The organism is Paraburkholderia podalyriae, assembly GCF_014397785.1.
Taxonomy (GTDB): Bacteria; Pseudomonadota; Gammaproteobacteria; order Burkholderiales; family Burkholderiaceae; genus Paraburkholderia; species Paraburkholderia podalyriae.
In genome coordinates, this window is the sequence record NZ_VZQQ01000020.1 from 1 (window position 1) to 16,550 (window position 16,550).

At 63.8% G+C, this 16,550-nt stretch carries 12 protein-coding genes; 6 read left to right on the forward strand and 6 right to left on the reverse strand.

Going from position 1 to position 16,550, the window contains the following annotated elements; translation table 11 throughout:
* Positions 1–315: 315 nt before the first annotated feature.
* Positions 316–1,908, forward strand: a complete 1,593-nt coding sequence (locus F6X42_RS22865; RefSeq protein ID WP_187636377.1) for an ABC-F family ATPase — start codon at positions 316–318, stop codon at positions 1,906–1,908.
* Positions 1,909–2,015: 107 nt separating this feature from the next.
* On the opposite strand, the gene F6X42_RS22870 is transcribed toward F6X42_RS22865, so the two are convergent.
* A complete protein-coding gene (locus tag F6X42_RS22870) occupies positions 2,016–2,219 on the reverse strand; it encodes a DUF1289 domain-containing protein (protein ID WP_187636378.1) in 204 nt (67 codons plus the stop codon).
* Between the two features lie 122 nt (positions 2,220–2,341).
* Positions 2,342–3,643: an Nramp family divalent metal transporter gene (locus F6X42_RS22875; RefSeq protein WP_187636379.1), complete on the reverse strand. Its 1,302-nt coding sequence runs from the start codon at positions 3,641–3,643 to the stop codon at positions 2,342–2,344.
* 536 nt (positions 3,644–4,179) lie between these two features.
* On the opposite strand from F6X42_RS22875, the gene F6X42_RS22880 reads away from it, so the two are divergent.
* The 4 genes from F6X42_RS22880 (at position 4,180) to F6X42_RS22895 (ending at position 8,281) form a co-directional block, all read left to right on the forward strand.
* On the forward strand, positions 4,180–5,280 hold the full coding sequence (locus F6X42_RS22880; RefSeq protein WP_187636380.1) for a polyamine ABC transporter substrate-binding protein: 1,101 nt from the start codon (positions 4,180–4,182) through the stop codon (positions 5,278–5,280).
* 87 nt (positions 5,281–5,367) lie between these two features.
* Positions 5,368–6,537, forward strand: a complete 1,170-nt coding sequence (locus F6X42_RS22885; RefSeq protein ID WP_187636381.1) for an ABC transporter ATP-binding protein — start codon at positions 5,368–5,370, stop codon at positions 6,535–6,537.
* Entirely contained in the window at positions 6,534–7,466 is a 933-nt protein-coding gene (locus F6X42_RS22890) for an ABC transporter permease subunit (protein ID WP_187636382.1), read from the forward strand. Before F6X42_RS22885 ends, F6X42_RS22890 begins: the two co-directional genes overlap by 4 nt.
* Positions 7,463–8,281: an ABC transporter permease subunit gene (locus tag F6X42_RS22895; RefSeq protein ID WP_187636383.1), complete on the forward strand. Its 819-nt coding sequence runs from the start codon at positions 7,463–7,465 to the stop codon at positions 8,279–8,281. The genes F6X42_RS22890 and F6X42_RS22895 overlap by 4 nt, the downstream gene beginning before the upstream one ends.
* Before the next feature lie 187 nt (positions 8,282–8,468).
* On the opposite strand, the gene F6X42_RS22900 is transcribed toward F6X42_RS22895, so the two are convergent.
* From F6X42_RS22900 to F6X42_RS22915, 4 genes are all read right to left on the reverse strand, one after another.
* Positions 8,469–9,974, reverse strand: coding sequence for a flavin-containing monooxygenase (locus F6X42_RS22900; protein WP_376776407.1), 1,506 nt, complete (start codon positions 9,972–9,974; stop codon positions 8,469–8,471).
* Positions 9,975–10,164: 190 nt separating this feature from the next.
* A complete protein-coding gene (locus tag F6X42_RS22905; RefSeq protein ID WP_187636385.1) occupies positions 10,165–11,349 on the reverse strand; it encodes a tetratricopeptide repeat protein in 1,185 nt (394 codons plus the stop codon).
* A 164-nt stretch (positions 11,350–11,513) separates the two neighbouring features.
* Entirely contained in the window at positions 11,514–12,194 is a 681-nt protein-coding gene (locus tag F6X42_RS22910) for a PspA/IM30 family protein (RefSeq protein WP_187636386.1), read from the reverse strand.
* 451 nt (positions 12,195–12,645) lie between these two features.
* Positions 12,646–13,296, reverse strand: coding sequence for a hypothetical protein (locus F6X42_RS22915; protein WP_187636387.1), 651 nt, complete (start codon positions 13,294–13,296; stop codon positions 12,646–12,648).
* A gap of 554 nt (positions 13,297–13,850) precedes the next feature.
* Here F6X42_RS22915 and F6X42_RS22920 point away from each other — a divergent pair.
* Positions 13,851–16,352: a penicillin-binding protein 1A gene (locus F6X42_RS22920; protein ID WP_187636388.1), complete on the forward strand. Its 2,502-nt coding sequence runs from the start codon at positions 13,851–13,853 to the stop codon at positions 16,350–16,352.
* The last annotated feature ends 198 nt before the right edge of the window (positions 16,353–16,550 follow it).

Consider the following 16,550-nt stretch of genomic DNA (forward strand, 5'->3'; position numbering starts at 1 on the left):
GCGCTCAACGTCACGTTCCTGATTCCATTACTACGTTGCGCATCCTGCTTGGACAAAGGCTCATGCAACGGTGGCTCTCTTCCTGTACGGCAATAGACTGCGCAACTACTTTTGTGACACAGTAGTAATAGCCGACGAGGTTCGAACGTGGAAACTGGTTTTTTGCGGCCCCGGTCCGATTTCGGCGAGTAGGCCGGGGCGCGCGGCGGCTCGAACGGGTGACGTGGGCCAAGCCGGACCAACTGTCCGGTTGAAATCTTTAAACCTGCTAAAATATTGGGTTTTTCGCCGATATCACATTCAAAGGGACGCGCCGTGCTGTCTACTGCCAACATCACCATGCAATTCGGGCCGAAGCCGCTCTTCGAGAACATTTCGGTCAAATTCGGGGGAGGGAACCGCTATGGCCTGATCGGTGCGAACGGCTGCGGCAAATCCACCTTCATGAAGATTCTCGGTTCCGACCTGGAACCGAGCTCGGGCAACGTGATGCTCGAGCCGAACGTGCGCCTGGGCAAGCTGCGCCAGGACCAGTTCGCGTACGAAGACGTGCGCGTGCTCGACGTCGTGATGATGGGCCACGCCGAAATGTGGGCCGCGATGACCGAGCGCGACGCGATCTACGCGAACCCCGACGCGACCGACGACGACTACATGCACGCGGCCGAGCTCGAAGCGAAGTTCGCCGAGTTCGACGGCTACACGGCCGAAGCGCGCGCGGGCGAACTGCTGCTCGGCATCGGCATTGCGATCGAAGACCACAACGGCCCGATGAGCAACGTGGCGCCCGGCTGGAAGCTGCGCGTGCTGCTCGCGCAGGCGCTGTTCTCGAAGCCGGACGTGCTGCTGCTGGATGAGCCGACCAACAACCTCGACATCAACTCGATCCGTTGGCTGGAAGATGTTCTCAACCAGTACAACTCGACGATGATCATCATCTCGCACGACCGGCACTTCCTGAACCAGGTCTGCACGCACATGGCCGACATGGACTATGGCACGCTGAAGGTCTACCCGGGCAATTACGACGACTACATGCTCGCCAGCACACAGGCGCGCGAGCGTCAGCAGGCCGCCAACGCAAAGGCGAAAGAGCGCGTGGCCGATCTGCAGGACTTCGTGCGCCGCTTCTCGGCGAACAAGTCGAAGGCGCGCCAGGCCACCAGCCGTCTGAAGATGATCGACAAGATCAAGATCGAGGAATTCAAGCCGTCGTCGCGGCAGAACCCGTTCATCCGCTTCGAGTTCGAGAAGAAGCTGCACAACATCGCGGTGGTCGCCGACAGCATTTCGAAGAAATACGAGCGCTCGATCTTCAATAACTTCAGCATCAGCGTGCAGCCGGGCGAGCGCATCGCGATCATCGGCGAGAACGGCGCGGGCAAGACCACGCTGCTGCGCTCGCTGCTCGGCAATCTGCAACTCGATCACGGCACGGTGAAGTGGGCGGAAAACGCGAACATCGGCTACATGCCGCAGGACACGTACGAAGAGTTTCCGAGCGACGTCACGCTGATGGACTGGATCGACCAGTACCGCAAGGAAGGCGACGACGAGCAGATGGTGCGCGGCACGCTCGGCCGCCTGCTGTTCAATGCGGACGACATCCGCAAGTCGGTCAAGGTGCTGTCGGGCGGCGAGAAGGGCCGCATGATCTGGGGCAAGCTGATGCTCGGCCGCCACAACGTGCTGCTGATGGACGAGCCGACCAACCACATGGACATGGAGTCGATCGAGTCGCTGCAGATCGCGCTGGATAAGTTCGACGGCACGCTGATTTTCGTGTCGCACGACCGCGAGTTCGTCAGCGGCCTCGCGAACCGGATCATCGAAGTGAAGACCAATGGCACGCTGAACGACTTCGGTGGCAACTATGAGGACTTCCTGACCAGTCAGGGCGTTCAATAAGCGTTTCGATTCGCGCTGATCGAATTGCGTCGCAGCAAAAAAGCCCGCTTCGTCGAAGCGGGCTTTTTCATGGCAGCGTCAACCCGCGATGCGCGCGACGAACAGCCTCACACCTTGTCGTTCTGAAACCGCATCGCCGTGCCTTCCCGTTCGATCCGGGCCCAGATCGCGCGCTTTTCCTCGTCGCTGAGGAACACCCAGTTCGACACCTCGCCGGCGGTGCGGCCGCAGCCTTTGCAGACCTCGTCGAAAAGCGTGGAGCAGACGCCGATGCACGGGCTGTCGGGAAGATCGTGGAGATTCGAAGTCATCGGAAACCTTGAGGCGGGGAGGCAAAGTCCCGCTATGTTAACCGATGGCGGCGCGTGCCTTGCACGCGGCGCTCAGCGTCGTGCGAAGTTCCTGCCAATCGCGCTGAGCTTTGCGTCCGCCATCACACCGCCGTCGCCAGTTGCCACAACAGCGCACCATTGAGCGCGATGATGAACGCCGCCGACAGCCACGACAGCGCGAGCGGCACGCCGCGCACGCGCCAGCCGCGCATCAGCGTCGCATCGGACGCACAGCGGATCAGCGGCACGACCGCGAGCGGCAATTGCAGGCTCAGCACAACCTGGCTCGCGACCAGCAACTGATTCGAGCCATGCTGGCCGAACGTTCCGACAGCGAGCAAGGCCGGCCCGATCGCGAGCGCACGCGTGAGCAGCGCGCGTTTCCAGCGCGGCAACCGCACCCGCAGGAAGCCCTCCATCACCGTCTGACCGGCCAACGTGCCGGTGACGGTCGCGCTGAGTCCACAGGCGAGCAGCGCCGTCGCGAACAGGATGCCGGCCCAGTGGCTGCCGACGAGCGGCGCGATTAGCCGATGCGCATCGGCCAGATCGGTCACGTCCCGATGGCCGCTCGCATAGAACACGGCGGCCGCGACGATCAGCAGCGCCGCGTTGATCACAAACGCGAACGCAAGCGAGCCGAAGGTATCGAGATTGACGACATGCAGCGCGGCCTTGATCTCTCCGTCGCTGCTGTCGGGCGCGTGATGCTTGACGAGCGCCGAATGCAGATACAGGTTGTGCGGCATGACCGTCGCGCCGACGATGCCGGCCGCGAGCCACAGCATGCCCGCGCTTCTGATCAGCTCCAGGCTCGGCGCGGTGCCGGCGAGCGCCGCGTGCCAGTCGGGCCGCGCGAGCGCGAGCTGTACGACGAAGCACAGGCCGACCAGGCCGATCAGCGCGGCGATCACCGCCTCCAGCCTGCGGCCGCCTTTCTGCTGGAGCGCGAGCAGCGCGAAGGTGCACACCGCCGACATCAACACGCCGACCGTCAGCGACACGCCGAGCAGCAGTTGCAGCGCGACCGCGCTGCCGAGCACCTCGGCGACATCGCAGGCGATGATCGCGACTTCGCTCGTGAGCCACAGGAACAGCGTCGCGCGCCGGCCATTGCGCTCGCGGCACAGCTGCGCGAGATCGCGCCCGGTCACGACGCCCAGACGCGACGACAGCCATTGCATCAGCATTCCCATCAGGCTCGACAGCAGCACGATGCCGAGCAGGCGGTAGCCGTAGCCTGCGCCGGCGCCGAGCGCGGTCGCCCAGTTGCCGGGATCGATATAGCCGACCGCGATCAGCGCGCCGGCGCCGAGGTACGAAAACCAGTGCGCCGGACGCGTCGGCTCGCCCGGCAAACGCCGGCGGCGGTTGGGACGCATCGCGAAAGGATTGGTGTTCATCGTGCCAGCGTTTCTGGGAAACCCATTCTGCTGCAAATCATATGGCCACCATTGCACGCGCGCCGCGGCTGGCCGGCCGTCGCGCGACGACGTCGCGCAATTCGCATCAAGAGGTCATGATAGGAGCATTCGAGCCGTCGTGGCGCCGCCGCGGCCAATGAAAGGTGCAGATCACGCCGACGCAGCTCGTCACCGGCAACGGCCGCCGGGCACCCGCGCGGGCCACGGCGACGCACCGCCCAGGTGCGCGACGACGCCGACCTGACAACCAGATAACAAGGACTCGACGAAACCCCGCAGCCTGTGCCCAGCGCCGATCAAGCGCGGCCGCGGCACGCGTATTTTTTGATAGACACGCGTCGATAACCCGTTAAAATTGCGCCCATTTTGCAGTGGTGCGGCCAGAGCCTGTACCGTTTGCGCGACAACTCCGGGTTTATTTTGGAGCGGGCAATATTTGGTGGTAGTTTTCGGGGTTTTCAGGGGGCCGTGCGCGCGAGGGCGCGGCTTGAGTGACGAAAGAATCGGAGAACGGGATGAACAAGCGGATAGTGGGGCATATGGCGGCGCTGATCTTGTGCGCGGCGCCGTGGTTGACGGCCGCTGCGAAGGATACGCAGCTCAACGTATATAACTGGTCCGACTACATCGCGAAGGACACGATTCCGAACTTCACGAAGCAGACCGGCGTTCAGGTCAAGTACGACAACTACGACAGCGACGACACGCTGCAGGCGAAGCTGCTCACCGGCAATTCGGGCTACGACATCGTCGTGCCGACCAGCAACTACGCGGGCAAGCAGATCGCCGCGGGCATCTTCGAGCCGCTCGACAAATCGAAGCTGCCGAACCTGAAGTACCTCGACCCGTCGCTGATGGCGCTCGTCGCCGGCGCCGATCCGGGCAACAAGTACGTGGTGCCCTGGGCGTACGGCACGACCGGCCTCGGTTACAACGTGACGAAGGTCCAACAGATCCTCGGCAAGGACGCGCCGCTCGATAGCTGGGACATCCTTTTCAAGCCGGAAAATATCTCGAAGCTGAAGACCTGCGGCGTATCGGTGCTCGACGCGCCGGACCAGATGTTCGCAGCCGCGCTGCACTACATAGGTAAGGACCCGATGAGCACGAACCCGGCCGACTACCGCGCCGCGCTCGCGATGCTGAAAAAGACCCGCCCGTACATCACGCAGTTCAACTCGTCGGGCTACATCAACGACCTCGTCGGCGGCGACATCTGCTTCGCGTACGGCTGGTCGGGCGACGTCGTGATCGCCAAGCATCGCGCGATCGAGGCGAAGAAGCCTTACAGGATCGAGTACTTCGTGCCGAAGGGCGGCGCGCCGGTGTGGTTCGACGTGATGGCGATTCCGAAGGATGCGAAGCACAAGGAAGCCGCGCTCGAGTGGATCAACTACATCGAGACGCCGCAGGTGCACGCCGCGATCACCAATGCCGTGTACTACCCGAGCGTCAATACGGAAGCGCGCAAGTACGTGGACAAGGACGTCGCGAACGATCCGGCCGTGTACCCGTCGCCGGAAACCATCAAGACGCTGTTCCTTTTGAAGCCGCTGCCGCAGGAAATCCAGCGGCTGCAAACACGGCTGTGGACCGAGTTCAAGTCCGGCCGCTAGGCGCGGCAACAAACAGATAAGCAGCATATGAAGCCCTCGGTGTTCACCGGGGGCTTTGTTCGTCAAACGCCGGAGTGAAGCAGCATTATGATCAGCAGTGAGCAGTCGGGCGCGCTGGCCGGGACGGCCGTGCCGTCGACGGGCCCGGACGCCGTTACGGGCGACGCAGCGGACGGGTTCATCCAGATCGTCGACGTCGTGAAGAAGTTCGGCGAAACCGTCGCGGTCAAAGGGGTCAGCCTGACGGTGAAGAAGGGCGAGCTATTCGCGCTGCTAGGCAGCTCTGGCTGCGGCAAGTCGACGTTGCTGCGCATGATGGCCGGCCTCGAAACCGTGACGTCGGGCAAGATCCTGATCGATGGCGAAGATCTCGCGCAGCTGCCGCCGTATCGCCGGCCGGTCAACATGATGTTCCAGTCGTACGCGCTCTTTCCGCACATGACGGTCGAGGCGAACGTGGCGTTCGGCCTGAAGCAGGAAGGTGTGCCCAAGGCCGAGCTGAAAGATCGCCTGCACAACGCGCTCGAACTCGTGCAGATGGGCCGCTTCGCGAAGCGCAAGCCGCATCAGCTATCGGGCGGGCAGCAGCAGCGCGTCGCGCTCGCGCGCTCGCTCGTCAAGCGGCCGAAGCTGCTGCTGCTCGACGAGCCCATGTCGGCGCTCGACAAGCAGATCCGCCAGCGCACGCAGATCGAGCTCGTCAACATTCTCGACCAGGTCGGCGTCACCTGCATGATGGTCACGCACGATCAGGAAGAAGCGATGACGATGGCCAACCGTCTCGCCGTGATGAGCGAAGGCCAGATCGTGCAGCTCGGCACGCCGCATGAAGTCTACGAGTATCCGAACAGCCGTTTCTCGGCGGAATTCATCGGCTCGACCAATCTGTTCGAAGGCCATACCGTCGAGGACGAACCCGATCACGTGTTCATCGAAACGCCGGATCTGACGTGCCATTTGCACGTCAATCACGGCATCACCGGTCCGCTCGGCATGCCGGTGACGATCTCGGTGCGGCCCGAACGCATCGCGCTCACGCGCAAGCCGCCAGAGGGCGCGTACAACTGGGGCAAGGGCGTCGTCACGAATATCGCGTACATGGGCGGCTATTCGCTGTATCACGTGAAGCTCGACGGCGGCAAGACCGTGATCGCGAACGTGACGAGCCTCGCGCTCACCGAAATCGATCCGCCGTCCTGGGGTGACGAAGTCTACGTGCGCTGGAGCGCATCGGCCGGCGTGGTGCTGACGTCATGAAAGAGGCGCTTGCGTCGTTTTTCGCATGGCCCGTGCGGCGTCTGCAGCTCACTGGCCGTACCGCGGTGGTGGCGGGGCCGTTCGTCTGGCTGCTGCTGTTTTTCCTGGTGCCATTCCTGCTGGTCGTGAAGATCAGCTTTGCCGATTCGCAGCTCGGCATTCCGCCGTACACGCAGCTCGTCAACTTCGCGGAAGGCGCACTGCACATCACGCTGGATCTGTCGCACTACGTGTTTCTGCTGACCGACAGCCTGTACTTCGCGACCTATGTGAATTCAGTCGTGGTCGCGGCGATTTCGACGGTGCTGTGTCTGCTGATCGGCTATCCGATGGCGTACTACATCGCGCGCTCGAATCCGGCCACCCGCAATCTTCTGATGATGGCTGTGATGCTGCCATTCTGGACCTCGTTCCTGATCCGCGTATATGCATGGATCGGCATTCTGAAGAACAACGGGCTGCTGAATAATTTTCTGATGTCGGTCGGCCTGATCCATTCGCCGATCGAGCTGTATCACACGAACACGGCGGTCTATATCGGCATGGTCTATTCGTACCTGCCGTTTCTCGTGATGCCGCTTTACGCGCATCTCGTGAAAATGGACCTGACCTTACTGGAAGCCGCCTATGACCTCGGCGCGAAGCCGTGGAAGGCGTTCTGGCAGATCACGCTGCCGCTGTCGAAGAACGGCATCGTCGCGGGCTGTCTGCTGGTGTTCATTCCGGCGGTCGGCGAGTATGTGATTCCTGAGCTGCTCGGCGGCGCGAACACGCTGATGATCGGCCGCGTGATGTGGAACGAGTTCTTCGACAATGCCGACTGGCCGATGGCGTCCGCCGTCACCTGCGCGATGGTGTTGCTGCTGCTGGTGCCGATGGCGCTGTTCCAGCATGCGCAGGCGAAGGCATTGGAGGAGGGCCGCCAATGAAGCCGAATCGCATGCTGCAGTTGATCGCCCTCGGTATCGGCTTTCTGTTTCTGTATATCCCGATCGTCAGCCTCGTCGTCTATTCGTTCAACGAATCGCAACTGGTGACGGTGTGGACGCGCTTCTCGACGCGCTGGTACGCGGCGCTGTTGCAGGACGGCGAGCTGATTACGTCGGCGTGGCTGTCGTTGCGTATCGGCCTGCTCACGGCATTCGCGTCGGTGATCATCGGTACATGGGCCGGCTTCGTGCTCGCGCGCATGGGGCGCTTTCGCGGCTTCACGCTGTACACCGGCATGATCAACGCGCCGCTGGTGATCCCTGAAGTGATTCAGGGCATCTCGCTGCTGCTGCTGTTCATCGAAATGGCGCGCTGGATCGGCTGGCCAGCCGAACGCGGCATCTTCACGATCTGGATCGGTCACGTGATGCTGTGCATTTCATACGTCGCGATCATCGTGCAGTCGCGCGTGCGGGAGCTGCATCCGTCGCTCGAGGAAGCCGCGCTCGACCTCGGCGCGACACCGCTGCGCGTGTTCTTTTCCGTCACGCTGCCGCTGATTTCGCAGGCGCTGGTGTCGGGCTGGCTACTGTCGTTCACGCTGTCGATCGACGACGTCGTGCTGTCCGCGTTCCTGTCGGGTCCCGGCTCGACGACCTTGCCGCTCGTCGTATTCTCGCGCGTTCGCCTTGGCCTGAACCCGGAGATGAATGCGCTCGCGACGCTGTTTATCGCGGTCGTCACGGTCGGCGTCGTCGCCGCGAACTTCTTCATGCAGCGCGCTGAGCGCAAGCGGGCCGTGATGGCGGTCTGAGAGGTTGCGTGATCGAACCGCCCCTCACTACTTCCGACGATAGCGATGATCGAGTCCCTTCTGCGTGTGCTGGACTGGGAGCCGCTTTATCGGCTGTGGGAACTGATCGTGATCATCGTGAAGTTTCTGTGGGAGCTGTTGCAGTTGCTGAGCGGCGGCGGGTGATGACAGTGCCGGCCCACGAGCTTCAACGCGCGAAGCGGTAATCCTGCGGCCGCACACGCCGCGTACGCCTGCGAAAGCTGAACGTGAAGCCGGGCCAGATCGCGGTGACTTTGCCGCTCTGCGTCTGATACCAGCTATGGCAGCCGCTCGTCCACACCGCGTGCTGCATCTCCCGCTGCAGACGCGCGTTGAAATCGCGCTGCACGTCGGCGCGCAAGGTCATCGTGCGTGCGTTCCGCTGGCGCAGCACGCGCAAGCAATCGCCGATGTACCGCAGTTGCGACTCGATCATGTAGATCATCGAGTTATGGCCGAGCCCCGTGTTCGGGCCAACGATCATGAAGAAGTTCGGGAAGTTCGCGATGCTCGTGCCGAGATAGGCCTCGGGGCCATCGCGCAGCCATAGCGTGCTGAGGTCGGTGCCGCCGAGGCCGGTCACTTCGAACGGCGCGGGCACGTCGTTGACCTGGAAGCCGGTGCCGCAGATGATCGCGTCCGCGCGGTGATGCACGCCGTCCTCGGTCAAGATGCCATCCGCGGCGATCTCGCGAATGCCGCTCGTCACGACCTCGACGTTCGGCTGACAGACGGCCGGGTAATAGTCGCTCGACAGCAGCACGCGCTTGCAGCCGAGCCGGTGGTTCGGCGTGAGCTTCGCGCGCAGCGCCGGGTCCTTGACGCGTCGCTCGAGATAGCTGAGGCCGAACTTCATCGGCATCTTCATCAGTTCGGGATTGACGACGAACGCGATTCCGCGCGATTCGAGCTGCCAATAGATCGCGCTGCGAACCAGGCGCTGCGTGAACGGCAGCGTGCGGAACAGCCATTGCGCGCGCGGGCCGATCGGCTTGTTGCGCTTCGGCATCACCCACGGCGCGGTGCGCTGGAACAGATCCAGGTGCGCGACGCGCGGCTGGATTTTCGGCACGAACTGGATCGCGCTCGCGCCGGTGCCGATCACCGCGACGCGTTTGCCGTCGAGCGGATATGCGTGATCCCAGCGCGCCGAATGGAACAGCTTGCCTTCGAAACGTTCGATGCCGGCGATACGCGGCAGCGCGGGACGCGACAGCGGACCGTTCGCGGCGATCAGCACGTCGGCCTCGATGGTTTCGCGAGCGCCGTTCGTGTCGAGCTCGACGAGCCAGATCTGGCGCGCTTCGTCGAAACGCGCGGCGCTCACTTTTGTATTGCAGCGCACGTAGCGCTCGATGCCGTACTTGCGCGCGCAGTGCTGCAGATACGCGAGAATTTCGGCTTGGCTGCTGAACGCGCGCGACCACGCCGGATTCGCCTCGAACGAAAACGAATACAGATGCGAGGGGACGTCGCAGGCCGCGCCGGGGTAGGTATTGTCGCGCCACGTGCCGCCGATGCCGCTCGCGGCCTCGTAGACCGTAAACGACGTGATGCCCATCTGCTGCAGACGAATCGCCATGCCGATGCCGGCAAAGCCACTGCCGACGATCGCAATGCGCGGCGCGGCGGATGAAGCGGAAGGGGCAGATGTCAAGGCGGTCTCCGGCATGGGGCGAAAGCGGCGGGTGAAACGATTGCAGCTGCGGCTACGGCGCAGTGGGCTCGCGCAGCACGAGGGCAGCCAGGCGGAGTCGGCGCGGGTGTAACTTGAACGAAGGCGGTGCGCAAAAACCGGCGGGCAAAAAACAGGCTCCGCGAAGGAGCCTGTTGTTGATTCGACGCGGATCGGCCAGGATCGATCAGGTATCGGTCCAACCGCCGGAATCGTCGTTGCTGCCCATGTCGATGCCGCCGCCGCTGCCGTCATCGTTCCAGTCGTTCGAACCCTGACCGAAGTCGAGGCTGCCGCCGTTTCCTGCGTCGCTGCCGCGCCGGCGCAGTTCGTCGGGGTCGACGATCACGTCGCGTTCGACGACGCGCTCACGCCCATGACTGAGCGCTTCGCCAAGCAGCACGCCGGTCAGCAGACCGCCCATGCCGCCACCCATGCCACCGCCTTGCTGCACGATGACCTGCGGCTGCTGCTGATATGGACCCTGTTGCGGATAAGGCGGCTGCGGACTGCCGAAGCGCTGGGCTTCCTGCGCGTACGGCGATTGCTGAGCGGTGCCCACGGACGCGGAAGTCGGATCGGGCCGGCCGTCGGCGCGCGCGCGCAGACTCGCGATGCGCTGCTCGAATTCGTCGAGTGCATAGGGCGGCAGCGGATTCTTGCCGGTCGACAGCGTTTCGACGGCGCCGCGCAACTGCTCTTCGGTCGCTTCGACGTCTTTTTCGAGCAACTCGTGACCCGGCGCGATGGACAGCTTCACGTCGAGCTTGATCGAACGCACCGTGTTGAGCATGTCGGTTGCGCGCTTCAATTGCGCGCGTCGATCGTCGTCGGCGCGCGTGTCTTCCTGGCTGCGCGCGCGTCTCAAGGTCCAGCGCAACACGAGCGCGATCACCGCGATCAGAACAATGATACCGATCCACATACCCACCCCCGGACCATGCCGTTGTTGCGCTTGCGACATCATCGCCGACTGTTGCTGCACAGCAGGCGCATTCTGCTGCGCGAACGGATTCGCGGCGTGACGGGTGACGTTGCCGCCCGCGCGTTCCGCGTCGCGGCGCAGGCGCGCTTCGGTTTGCGCGAAACGGCTCGGGTCGGCGAAACGGATTTGCGGATCCAGCGTCTTCGCCTGTTGGACCTGCGCGAGCGCCTCGGCCGAACGGCCTTCGCGATCGAGCACCTGGGCGTACAGATAGTGCGCGTGAGCGTTGTTCGGATGCGCTTGCAACACTTCGGCGAGGCCGGCGTCGGCCTGCTGCCAGTTGCCCTGCGACATCGCCGATTCGATTTGCTGAACGGTCGGCACCGCGAACGCCGCGGCCGACACGAGCAGCAGCGAAGCGAAGGCGGTTGCGAAAAATTTTTTCATTTGCAGACCGGGCGCGGCGCGCCCGTCTCCATCAGTCGATTGCGGTGGCTACCTGTGGCGGCCGGTATGCCGGTGCGTTCAGAAGCGAGCGCACCGGCATGTGCTACTACTGCTGCTGCCATTGCTGTGCGTACTTGCTGCGAGCAGGTGCACGCATCCGGCATTTACTGCGCCGGCGTATTGAGTTGCTTTTTCAGCGCTTCGAGCCGATCGTCGACGGACGGGCCGCGGTTCAGATCCGCGAGCTTGTCGTCGAGCGCCTTGCCGCTTTTCTCGTCGGCGGAGTTCAGACGTGCGTCGGAACGCGCGTTCGACAGCGCGACCTTGTCTTCGAGCTTCTGGAAATCCTCGGACAGGTTCTTGCCGCCGATGCCGCCGAGTGCGGTGGCCGCGGTATCTTTCGCCTGCGCGATCTGCTGCTTGGCCTGCAGGATATTCGAGCGCGCGTTCAGGTCGTTGCGGCGCGTGCGCATGTCCTCGATCTGGCTCTTTAGTTGCGCGACCGACGGTTCCAGCGAAGTCAGTTCTTTCGTCAGCGCATCGCGTTCGGCTTCGGCGGTGGCCTGCGCGCCGAGCGCTTCGCGCGCGAGCGCTTCGTCGCCGGACTGCAGTGCGCGGCGGGCACCGTCTTCATACTTCTTCGCCTTGTCAGCGGCAACATCGCGCTTGCTTTGCTGAGTGGCGACCTGCGCCTGAATCTCGATCAGCGAGTTCTCGGCCCGGCCGATGCTGTCGTCGAGTTCGCGCACGATCTGGCGCGAGTCGCGCGACGGGTCCTGCACGGAGTCGGCCGCATCGTTCAGAAGACCTTTGAGCGTGCGCGAAATGCTGTCAAAAAGCGACATGAAAACCTCCAGAGAATGTGGGCGGCGCCGACGATGCGTGCGCGCCTGAGTGCCTTGAACTACTGCTACTTTACGCCGCCGCGCCTGATGCTGCGCAGCGTTCGGACCGGAGTTCGGGGCGCACTTGCCAATTGCAATAGTGCAGCCCGTTTTTGTTGGGGCGCAATGCCGGTTGATGCTTGCCTGGATGTTGGAGAGCCGCGATGGGCATGGACTTGACGGCGGATATTACACCATCGGCTGTCTTAAAGATGGCTTAAACGATGCGGCCGCCCGAAGGCTCGCGCGATACTGGAAAAGCCGCTGTTTGCGCCTGTGGGCGGGCGTTATCGAACGGCATTCATACGGGTGTCACTGATGTAACGATATGCAACCGGCGTTGCGCACGAGTGCCGGCTTGCTCAAAGGCGGTGATCGCGGCTCATGCGGTAATTTTCCGTGACGCTTTTCGTCACGCGAAGCGGCCGCCTTCGGCGCGCGGGTCGCTGTCCGGTTCGTCGTCGTCGGGGGCGTCGTCGATGCGGGGGCGCTTGAGTGAGTTGCGCAGACGCGCCGACGTGCCGGACAGCCGTTTCGACGCTGCATCGTCGATTGCGTCCGTTTCGGCGTTTTCCGCGTTGTCGGCGGCTCGCGCTGCCGTCAGGCGCGCGACGGCTTCGGCGGTGGCCGCCGCCTGTTCGTCCTGCTCGGCGGCGAGCGCGGCGGCGACGCCGGCGGGAAGCAGCGGCGCGGGGGAGTCAGCAGGGTCGGTTGCGGTGTTGGCCGCCGCGTTTGTCGCCGCGTTTGCCGCGGCAGTGTCGCCAGAGGCACCCGCACCATCCGTCTGATGCGCTGGCAGCGACGCCGGCAATGCGGCACGTGCATGGCGTGTACCACGCGCGACGCGCTGCAGCGCTGCATTCAGCGCGTCGGGCGCGCGCGGCGCGCGCAGCCGGTCGACGATGCTCGCGGCCTTGACCTGTTCGCTGGTCGCGCCGAAGCTCAGCACCGCGCGCCGCATCAGTTCACTCACGCTGATACCCAGATCCTCCGCGGTCGCGGTGATCGCACGTTTCTGCGCGGTCGTGACGAATACGACGATGCGCTCGCTGGGCTTGGACATGATCGACTCGCAGTCTTGTTGGCATGGGCGGGTCGGCGCGTGCCTCCGGATACGGTGTCGGAGCCCGTCATCGGATTTGCGTTGGAGCCCGCCGTTGGGTCCCCGTCGCGCGCATCGAAGGACGCGCGCGGGGTTCATCATATGACGAGTTGCGCCGCCACGGAACAAGCGCGGTGCGAAAATCCCGTGACATCAATGAGTTGTAGTGTTTGCGGGCGGTTTGTCCACAGCCCTTTCAACAGAAAATGTTGATAACCCCGCACAAGCCGCGCGTCGAGCGCACGCTGGCACGCGCTGCGCGAAATTACAGACCCTTACCAGCAAAAGGCCGCCGACGAAGGGAATTCTTACAAAAAATCTGCGTTGGACCGCTGCCGATTTCTTTAAAATGCGCTGTTACATTGCGCCGGACATGGTCCGAGGCGTGCCGTGCGGCCGGCCGGGGGCAAGGTCCGCAGGGCGGCGTGTGTCCCGCCCAGCATGTCGAACACGACCCAGCGCGCGCCGCGAGCGCGTGCAGACAGGCGCGCAGTTGCGGGCCCATTACTCCAGTCATGCCAATTATCAAACGACCGCATTCCTCGAACTCTCCGGCCGGTGAAGACCGGGACTCCAACCAACGCACGCCTGGACGCAACGCCGCTTCGCGCGAGCCCGAGCGCGGCCGTCGGTCGATCGGCGCGTCGCTCGTTCTGTGGTTCTTCGGCCTGATCGCGACCGTCGTCGTGGTCGGCGCGCTGATCGTCGGCTATGCGCTGGTCGTGATGGGGCCGCAGTTGCCGTCGCTCGACGCGCTCACCGACTATCGCCCGAAAGTGCCGCTGCGCGTCTATACCGCGGATCACGTGCTGATCGGCGAATTCGGCGAGGAGCGCCGCAGCCTGGTGCGCTTCCAGGACATCCCCGACCAGATGAAAAAAGCGGTGCTCGCGATCGAGGACTACCGCTTCTACGAACACGGTGGCGTCGACTTCGTCGGCATCCTGCGCGCCGGCTTCGCCGACCTGGCGCACGGCGGCGCGTCGCAGGGCGCGAGCACGATCACGATGCAGGTCGCGCGCAATTTCTTCCTCTCCAGCGAGAAGACCTACACGCGCAAGATCTACGAAATGCTGCTCGCGTACAAGATCGAGCGCACGCTGACGAAAGACCAGATCCTCGAGCTGTACATGAACCAGATCTATCTGGGCGAGCGCGCGTACGGCTTCGCAGCGGCCGCGCGCGTGTACTTCGGCAAGGACCTGAAGGACATCACGCTGGCGCAGGCCGCGATGCTCGCGGGTCTGCCGAAGGCGCCGTCCGCGTATAACCCGGTCGTCAATCCGAAGCGCGCGAAGATCCGTCAGGAGTACATCCTGCGACGCATGCTCGAGCTGAACTACATCACGCGGCAGCAGTACGACCAGGCCTTGAAGGAAGAGATTCAGACGAAGAATCCGGGCAACGAGTACAGCGTGCACGCCGAGTACGTCGCCGAAATGGTGCGGCAGATGATGTACGCGCAGTACAAGGACGAAACCTATACGCGCGGCCTGAACGTCACGACGACGATCGATTCCGCCGATCAGGACGCCGCGTATCGCGCGGTGCGCAAGGGCGTGATGGACTACGAGCGGCGCCACGGCTATCGCGGACCGGAAGGCTTCGTGCAGTTGCCCGACGCGGGCGACGACCGCGATCAGACGATCGACGACGCGCTGACCGATCACCCGGACAACGGTGAGATCATCGCCGGCGTGGTGACGGCGGCGAGCGCGAAGCAGGTGGTCGCACAACTGGTCGACGGCACCCAGGTAACGGTCTCGGGCGATGGCCTGCGCTTCGTCGCCGCCGCGCTGAGCCCGCGCGCGAACGCGACGCTGCGCATCAAGCCAGGTTCGATCGTGCGCCTCGTCGCCGACGACAAGGGCAACTGGCAGATCACGCAGTTGCCGCAGGTCGAGGGTGCGCTCGTGTCGCTGACGCCGCAGGACGGTGCGATCCGCGCGCTGATCGGCGGTTTCGACTTCAACAAGAACAAGTTCAACCATGTGACGCAAGCCTGGCGCCAGCCGGGTTCGAGCTTCAAGCCGTTCATCTACTCGGCGGCGCTGAACAAGGGGCTGGCACCGGCGACGATCATCAACGACGCGCCGCTGTTTTTCCCGCCGAGCACGCCCGGCGGCGACGCGTGGGAGCCGAAGGACGACGACCAGCCTGATGGTCCGATGTCGATGCGCGTCGCGTTGCAGAAGTCGAAGAACCTCGTGTCGATCCGGATCCTGTCGTTCATCGGCACCAAATACGCGCAGGACTTCGTCACGCAGCGTTTCGGCTTCGATGCCGACAAGACCCCGCCGTATCTGCCCATGGCGCTCGGCGCGGGCCTCGTCACGCCGTTGCAGTCGGCGGGCGCGTACTCGGTATTCGCGAACGGCGGCTACCGCATCAATCCCTATCTGATCAGCGAAGTGAACGACGCGCGCGGCGTGGCGATTTCGCGCGCGCAGCCTCTCGTCGCTGGGCGCGACGCGCCGCGCACGCTCGAACCGCGCAACGCGTATGTCATGAACAGCCTGTTGCATTCGGTCGCGACCGCGGGTACGGGCGCGGGCACCAACGTGCTGAAGCGCTCGGATCTGCAGGGCAAGACCGGTACGACCAACGACGCGAAGGACGGCTGGTTCGCCGGCTATCAGCAGTCGCTGGTGGCGGTCGCGTGGATGGGCTACGACCAGCCGAAGAGTCTCGGCAGCCGCGAATTCGGTGCGCAGCTCGCGCTGCCGATCTGGGTCGAGTACATGCAGCGCGCGCTGCGCGGCGTGCCGCAGGCCGAGCCGCAGCAGCCCGACGATGTGACGGTGATGAACGGCGAGCTGTTCTTTACCGACATGTTGCCGGGGCAAGGCTTCGTCGCGAGCATCGGTCTCGATTCGGGCAATCCGATGGCCGGCTCGAGCGATGCGGTGGGTGGCGTCGGGCTGGCGGGCATGACGCCGCCAGTGGTGCCGCCGCCGAGCGTGACCACGACTGAGAAGAAGCAGATCATGGATCTGTTCGAGTCGAACAAGCCTTGATGTCGGGAGCGCAGGTGTGCGGGGTGGGCCCATCCTTTTCAAAGCGATTCGGGTGCCCGCCCGCTCTCGCCGCATACCGTCATATCAACGGTGAAATACCTCGACGCGAGGCACCTCGTCGGAAAAAGCGGACAGAAGTTCCCACGCCTCGTCAGGCCTTGCACCGGCAAGATGCTCCGATAACTTCATCGTCAGTTC

Bases quoted from the DNA above. Each gene is read 5' to 3' on its own strand.
- F6X42_RS22870 (WP_187636378.1), bottom strand. From the start codon at position 2,219: ATGACTTCGAATCTCCACGATCTTCCCGACAGCCCGTGCATCGGCGTC.
- F6X42_RS22875 (WP_187636379.1), bottom strand. From the start codon at position 3,643: ATGAACACCAATCCTTTCGCGATGCGTCCCAACCGCCGCCGGCGTTTG.
- F6X42_RS22880 (WP_187636380.1), top strand. From the start codon at position 4,180: ATGAACAAGCGGATAGTGGGGCATATGGCGGCGCTGATCTTGTGCGCG.
- F6X42_RS22885 (WP_187636381.1), top strand. From the start codon at position 5,368: ATGATCAGCAGTGAGCAGTCGGGCGCGCTGGCCGGGACGGCCGTGCCG.
- F6X42_RS22890 (WP_187636382.1), top strand. From the start codon at position 6,534: ATGAAAGAGGCGCTTGCGTCGTTTTTCGCATGGCCCGTGCGGCGTCTG.
- F6X42_RS22895 (WP_187636383.1), top strand. From the start codon at position 7,463: ATGAAGCCGAATCGCATGCTGCAGTTGATCGCCCTCGGTATCGGCTTT.
- F6X42_RS22900 (WP_376776407.1), bottom strand. From the start codon at position 9,974: ATGCCGGAGACCGCCTTGACATCTGCCCCTTCCGCTTCATCCGCCGCG.
- F6X42_RS22905 (WP_187636385.1), bottom strand. From the start codon at position 11,349: ATGAAAAAATTTTTCGCAACCGCCTTCGCTTCGCTGCTGCTCGTGTCG.
- F6X42_RS22910 (WP_187636386.1), bottom strand. From the start codon at position 12,194: ATGTCGCTTTTTGACAGCATTTCGCGCACGCTCAAAGGTCTTCTGAAC.
- F6X42_RS22915 (WP_187636387.1), bottom strand. From the start codon at position 13,296: ATGTCCAAGCCCAGCGAGCGCATCGTCGTATTCGTCACGACCGCGCAG.
- F6X42_RS22920 (WP_187636388.1), top strand. From the start codon at position 13,851: ATGCCAATTATCAAACGACCGCATTCCTCGAACTCTCCGGCCGGTGAA.